Source organism: Nocardioides sp., from assembly GCF_036503465.1.
Lineage (GTDB): Bacteria > Actinomycetota > Actinomycetes > Propionibacteriales > Nocardioidaceae > Nocardioides.
The window spans coordinates 22114-28834 of record NZ_DASXWU010000007.1; the positions used below are offsets into that span (position 1 = coordinate 22114).

Annotated in this window: 6 protein-coding genes; 3 read left to right on the top strand and 3 right to left on the bottom strand. The window is 70.5% G+C overall.

The features are described from left to right. The first annotated feature begins 344 nt into the window (after positions 1 to 344). The 3 genes from VGK78_RS00530 (at position 345) to VGK78_RS00540 (ending at position 3220) form a co-directional block, all read left to right on the top strand. Positions 345 to 1448 (top strand): L,D-transpeptidase family protein, encoded by a 1104-nt coding sequence (locus VGK78_RS00530; RefSeq protein WP_331525290.1) that lies wholly within the window; start codon positions 345 to 347, stop codon positions 1446 to 1448. 87 nt (positions 1449 to 1535) lie between these two features. Then, a complete protein-coding gene (locus VGK78_RS00535; RefSeq protein ID WP_331525291.1) occupies positions 1536 to 2780 on the top strand; it encodes an isochorismate synthase in 1245 nt (414 codons plus the stop codon). A gap of 29 nt (positions 2781 to 2809) precedes the next feature. After that, positions 2810 to 3220 (top strand): VOC family protein, encoded by a 411-nt coding sequence (locus tag VGK78_RS00540; RefSeq protein ID WP_331525292.1) that lies wholly within the window; start codon positions 2810 to 2812, stop codon positions 3218 to 3220. Between the two features lie 10 nt (positions 3221 to 3230). Here VGK78_RS00540 and VGK78_RS00545 read toward each other — a convergent pair whose 3' ends face one another. The 3 genes from VGK78_RS00545 to VGK78_RS00555 all read right to left on the bottom strand — a co-directional run. Next, on the bottom strand, positions 3231 to 3866 hold the full coding sequence (locus tag VGK78_RS00545; protein WP_331525293.1) for an MBL fold metallo-hydrolase: 636 nt from the start codon (positions 3864 to 3866) through the stop codon (positions 3231 to 3233). A gap of 28 nt (positions 3867 to 3894) precedes the next feature. Continuing rightward, positions 3895 to 5757, bottom strand: coding sequence for a Na+/H+ antiporter (locus VGK78_RS00550; protein ID WP_331525294.1), 1863 nt, complete (start codon positions 5755 to 5757; stop codon positions 3895 to 3897). Positions 5758 to 5793: 36 nt separating this feature from the next. After that, positions 5794 to 6721, bottom strand: a 928-nt coding sequence (locus VGK78_RS00555; protein WP_331525295.1) for a helix-turn-helix transcriptional regulator, incomplete at its 5' end; no start/stop codon positions are given.

Below are 6721 nucleotides of genomic sequence, written 5' to 3' on the forward strand. Positions count from 1 at the left end.
CCCGCTTGTCCACAGGGTTATCGACCGCTTTCGAGAAAAAGTTCTGAGAAATTTTCGCAGGCCGATCTTTCGAGAGCCTTTCGGTAGTAGCCCGGAAGTTGCGAGACCGGATACCCCGCGCAAACCGGAAGCGGGCAACGGCGGCCAGGCGCCATCCTGCCGTCCCTCTATTCAGCCGAAGACCGCAACCCACGACCGCCGGGAGGTCCAACCAGCCGACCACAGGCGCCGCGCCGAGGAAGGCAACCAAATGCCGGGTTTTCGCGTCTTCAGGTTCGACACTGAGGCGTCCTCACCGCGCCTCACACGAACGACGGAGTCGCGGACTTCCCCGGAGGAGAACGATGAAGGTCTTCAAGACCCTGCTCACGCTGGTGCTCGTCATCGGCGTGCTCGGCGGCGCGGCGTACGCCGGGGGCCGACTCCTGCGCGACCACGACCAGCGCACCGTGGCGTCGTCCGGCGACCTTCCGGCCGCACCGAGCACCTCGACACCCTCCTCCCCCACCCCGACACCGGCCACCCCCAGTTCCTCGCCGACCAAGCAGGCACCGGTGGAGCAGGACGTGCTGAAGCCCGGGGCCAAGGGCATCCAGGTGCGTGAGCTCCAGCAGCGACTGTTCCAGCTCGCGTGGCTTCCCGGGCACACGACCGGTGTGTACGACGCGGCGACCGTCGCCGCCGTGAAGGGCTTCCAGGGCAAGCGTGGCCTGCACGCCACCGGCGTCCTCGACCGGAGGACCTGGGACCGGTTGCGCGGGATGACGAGCACGCCGAGCCACGACGCGATGTTCAACGTGCTCCACGCCGGCAAGCCGCTGTTCCAGTCCGGCGACGACGGCGACGACGTCCGCGCGATCCAGGCGCGACTCCGGCAGATCGCCTGGTACTTCGGCGACGTGACCGGCACCTACGACGAGCAGACCGTCACGGCCGTCAAGGGATTCCAGGCCAAGCGCGAGATCCCGGTGACCGGTGCCGTCGACCAGCGGACCCTCGACCGCCTCAACGCCATGACCGCCGCCCCCACCAACGCGGAGATGCACAACCGGCTGCCCTCTCCCGGGAAGCTCGACGCCCGCTGCCTGACCGGCCGGGCACTGTGCATCGACAAGACGTCGCGCACCTTGCGCTGGGTGGTCGACGGTCACGTGGAGCAGACGCTCGATGCCCGCTTCGGCTCGACCCTCAACGACACCCCGACACGCGAAGGGCTGTTCCACGTCTACCTGAAGGACGCCGACCACGTGTCGCACATGTACGGCTCGTCGATGCCGTTCTCGATGTTCTTCTCCGGCGGTCAGGCGGTGCACTACTCCTCGGACTTCGCGGCGGTCGGCTACAACGGCGCCTCGCACGGCTGCGTGAACATCCGTGACTACGACGGCATCAAGTGGCTGTTCTCCCAGGTCCGGGTCGGGGACAAGGTCGTCGTCTACTGGTCGTGAGCCTCGGCCGCGGCCGAGGGTGACCTTGGCGACAGCGACCCCCGTCGAGACGGGGTTGCGGACCGCCGCCCGGTACGCTCACGAATTGTGACGAGCCTTGCGGCCACCCCCGCGTCACCGGGTCTGTCGGTCCGGACGACCGAGATCGACGACGACGACCCCCTCCTATCGCTGCTTCCCGCCCATGCCGGTGTCACCTGGCTGCGTCGGGACGAAGGGTTGGTCGGCTGGGGCGTCGCCGCCGAGATCCGGCCCCAGGGGCTCACCCGCTTCTCGGACGCCGACAAGTGGTGGACCGAGACGGTCGCCCGCGCGGACATCCGCGACGAGGTCAACGAGCCCGGGTCGGGACTCGTCTGCTTCGGCTCGTTCGCGTTCGCCGACGACCCCGGCGACTCGGTGCTCACGGTGCCGGAGGTCGTGGTCGGACGCCGCGGCGGCCGCACCTGGCTCACCCTGGTCGGCGACGCGTCGTACGGCGGCCGCAGCGACGCCGTGGAAGCGCCCGAGGGCGTCGTGTTCAGTGACGGCGCGATGGACGGCGAGCACTGGATGGCCGTCGTCGCCGAGGCGGTACGCCGGATCACCGCCGGCGCGCTCGGCAAGGTGGTGCTGGCCCGCGACCTGGTCGCGACCGCGGCGAGCAGGATCGACGTCCGCTGGCCGCTGAGCCGGCTGGCCGCGAGCTACCCGATGTGCTGGACCTTCCACGTCGACGGCCTGTTCGGTGCGACCCCCGAGATGCTGGTGCGCCGCGAGCGCGGCCTGGTCACCTCACGGGTGCTGGCCGGGACCATCCGGCGTACCGGTGACGACGAGCGCGACCTCGCCCTCGCCGCCACCCTGGCGCGATCGAGCAAGGACCTCGAGGAGCACGAGTACGCCGTGCGCTCGGTCGCCGACTCGCTCGAGCCGCATTGCTCGTCGATGAACGTCCCGGAGTCGCCGTTCGTGCTGCATCTCCCGAACGTCATGCACCTGGCCACCGACGTCGCCGGCGTGGTCCACGACGCGACCACGGTGTCGTCGTTGCAGCTCGCTGCGTCGCTCCACCCGTCCGCGGCAGTGGGCGGTACGCCGACGCCCGAGGCCGTCGCCCTGATCTCGGAGATCGAGGGCATGGACCGGGGCCGATACGCGGGTCCGGTCGGCTGGATGGACACGACCGGCGACGGCGAGTGGGGCATCGCCCTGCGCTCGGCCGAACTCGCCGGCAACACGGTACGGCTGTTCGCGGGTTGCGGGATCGTCGCCGACTCCGACCCGGAGGCCGAGCTCGCCGAGTCCCAGGCCAAGCTGGTGCCGGTGCGCGACTCGCTCGGCGCCGGCTGAGGTCACCGGACGTCACTATCGTGCCGGGGATGGACGAGTTCCCCCGGCTGATGCACACCGCCATCGACACGACGGACTGCCGAGGCCTGGCCGAGTTCTACCGGGAGCTGCTCAGACTGCAGTACCGCCCGGGCGACGAGCCGCCCACGGACGGGCCCGACGCCGCGGACTGGCTGGTGCTCGTCGACGCCGGCGGCCGTCGGAAGCTCGCCTTCCAGCAGGTGGAGCGGTTGGAGCCGACGACGTGGCCGGAGCACGACGTTCCGATGCAGATGCACCTTGACCTCAGCGTGAGCAGTGCCGCGGAGCTAGCCCGGCATCGCGACCGGGCCCTCGCGCTCGGTGCGCGGATCCTGCTCGACCGCACCGACGACGAGGACGAGCAGCTCTACGTGCTGGCCGACCCGTCGGGGCACCCCTTCTGCCTGCTGGTCCGCTGACCTTCCGCGCTCACTCGAGGTCGGTGCCGTCAGCGATGCGGTGGTACGTCGAACTCTCGGGCAGCAGCAGCCCGAAGTGGCCGTCGACGATCGCGAGCCCCGCCTCGGAGTAGACCCGGTCGTGGATCGCCAGGTTGCGCGGGGCGCCGACGGCGCGGGCGAAGTCGACACCGTCTGCGGCACGCATCCAGGGCGCACACACCGGCACGCAGAGCACGTCGACCTGCTGCAGCGGGAGGGTGAGCGAGTCGCCGGGGTGGTAGACCGTCGTACCCCCGAGGTCGAAGAGGTAGCCGGAGTTGTAGAACCGCGGCAGGTCGGGGTGGATCACGGCGTGCAGCTCGCCCACCGACTCGGCGGGGATGCCGGGGTCGAAGCTCTCTCCTGGCGACACGATGGTGACGCGCTCGCTCACGGCCGGGGAGTCCTCACGGATCCTGGCGGCGACGGCAGCGATCGTGAACACCGGTGCGTCCGCGCGGGCGAGGTGGTCGGGTTGGTAGTGGTCGGGGTGCTCGTGGGTGATCACCACCGCATCGGCGCCGTCCACCGCTTCCGGGTCGGTGAACATCCCGGGGTCGAGGACCACCACCTTCCCGTCGTGCTCGAGCCGGACGCAGGAGTGGCCGAACTTGGTGATCCGCACCCGGCCAGACTAGGTCGCCACCGACACGTCACGCCGTGGCGTGGTGCAGGAAGCACCAGCGCCAGTCCTCGCCGGGCTCGGCGGACTCGATCACCGGGTGCTGGTACTCGTGGAAGTGCGCGGTGGCGTGGCGGCGCGGGGAGGAGTCGCAGCAGCCGATGTGCCCGCACTCGAGGCACTGGCGCAGGGCGACCCACACCGTACCTTCGCGCAGGCAGTCCAGGCACTCGGGGTCGTCCAACGTGTGCACGGCCGGGTAGGCGTCGAGGTCCACGCAGGTGTCCCCGGTACGCCGCTGGGCCGCCGTGAACCGGATCTCCTCGCGCTCGTCCCGGCTGATGTCGAGCATCGACTCCTCGACGTCCAGCATGCCGAGCACGTCGCTGACCACCTCGCTGGCGACGGTGCCGGACTTCCGGATGGCGAGAACGCGCTCCCGCTCGGCGGCGAGCATCTCCAGCCGCACCCGGGTGTAGAGCTCGCTGGGCGCCTCCTGGTCGGCGACGGTGCCGAGGCGCTCCCAGGCCGCGAAGTTGCGCTGCTCGATGCGTTGCTTGAGGAGCGCGAACACGCCGTGCCGGTCGTCGTACTCCAGCTCCTTGAGCTTCTTGAACCCCGCCTTGGACGCCTGCTGCAGCACGGTCGCCCGGGCCAGCGCATCCTCGAGCGGGTCCGGGGCCGGGACGCGCATCCGCACGGCCAGCCAGGGCAGCGAGAGCCCCTGGATGAACAGCGTGCCCGCCACGACGGTGAACGCGACGAGCAGCAGCACCTCGCGGTGGGGCGCGTCGGCCGGGATGACGAACGCCGCGGCGAGGGTCACCACGCCACGCATCCCGGCCCAGCCCAGCAGGAACGTGAACGACGCCGGCGGGATGTGGCCGGTGGTCGGGTCGGGCCCCGGGCGGACGAGGAGGTAGCGCGCGAAGAACACCCACACGACCCGCAGCACGATCGCCGCGAGCAGCGTGAGCCCGCAGACGGCGACGACCCGACCGGCCGAGACCCCACCGTCGTGGACGTCCTGGAGGATCCACTGCGCCTGCAGTCCGATCAGAAGGAAGACCGTGTTCTCCAGGACGTAGGCGATGGTGCGCCAGTTCATCCGCTCGGCGATGCGCGACTGGGCAGTCTGGACGATCGGTGCCTTGTGTCCCAGCAGCAGTCCGGTGGCCACGACGCTGACGACGCCCGAGGAGTGCGCCTCCTCGGAGATGATGTACGTCGCGTAGGGCACCACGAACGAGATCGCGGTGTCGAGGATCGGATCGGTCACGTGATGCCGGAGCCGGGCGACGACCACGAACACCACGAAGCCGATCGCGGCGCCGCCGATCGACGCGACCAGGAAGTCCGTGCCCACGCGCCACAGCTCGACCCCGCCAGCGCCCGCCGCGATCGCCGTGCGCAACGCGACCAGGGCGGTCGCGTCGTTGAGCAGCGACTCGCCCTCCAGGATCGTGACGATCCGTCGGGGCAGGCCGATCCGGCGCCCGATCGTGGTCGCCGCGACGGCGTCGGGCGGCGCGACGACGGCGCCGATGGCGAGCGCCAGCCACCAGTCGATGCCGGGCAGGAGGACGTGGACCAGGACGCCGATGCCGAGGGTCGTGAACACGACCAGGCCGACGCTGAGCAGCAGGATCGAGCGTCGGTTGGCGTTGAAGTCGACCAGCGAGGTCTGGATGGCGGCGGCGTACAGGAGCGGCGGCAGCAGCCCGAGCAGCACGATGTCCGAGCTGAGGTGGACGGTCGGCACGCCGGGGAGGTACGACGCGACGACCCCGATGACGATCAGTCCGAGCGGTGCGGGGAAGCGCACGCGGTCGGCCAGCGCGGTCCCGGCGAGCACCACGATCGCCAGCGCGACCAGCTCGAACGCGATCTCCACGCGGACATTCTCGCCCGCCGCCGGAACGGCGTACCGTCACGCCCGGTCCGCGACCCACCTCATCGGGTCGCCCCAGCCGAGCTCGTCGTGACCGTGGCGGCTGAGCGCCAGCACGACCACGGTCCGGCGGTACGCCGCGAACGTCACCACGTGCGCGATCATCCCGCCGTAGGTGAACACCTCGGCCCGGGCGCACACCGCGTCGACGAACGTGTCCTCGAGCCGGCCCTGGTCGCACACCTCGCGCACGTGGGCGAGGTAACGCGGGCCCTCGATCCCCAGCCGCCGGCGCATGGAGGTCAGGGACTCGTGGTCCTCGACGCTCCAGTCGTAGTCCCGGGTCGCCATCGCGGCGTTCCACATCCCCATCTGTCCGACCAGCCGGCTCAGGATGGAACGGATCGTCTGCGACTCGTCCGGCTCGTCCTCGACGATCAACGGCGCATCGAGCTCGGCGTCGGTGAGGTTGCCCGAGACACGGATCAGCTCACCGGTCAGCCAGACGTGGTGCTCGACCATCTTCTCCAGGAGGTCGGGGCCGCGGACGACGTCGCGCGAGGGGAGCCGGATGCTCGCGGGCGGCACGAAGTGCACGCCGTTCGCCTCGCCGATCTGGATGTGGCCGGGCTTCTTGCGCCATTCCCGCGGCGACTCGTCGTACGCCTTGGTGAACGCACGGGTGAACGCCTCGTGCGAGGAGTAGCCGGCCTCCACGGCGATGTCGAGGAGCGGCACCTTCGTCGTGATCATCCGGTACGCCGCGCGCTCGAGCAGGATGCGGCGGCGCAGCGCCTGCGGGGGCTCGCCGCCGACCGACTTGATCATCCGGTCGAAGTGGAACCGGGAGAAGTGGTGGCGTGCTGCCCAGTCCTCGCCGGTCGCCTGGTGGTCGTCCAGGGCCTCGGCGAGTCCGTCGACGAAGTCGGCGAAGGTGTCGGCGGCGACGGTGATCTCGCGGTCCCCG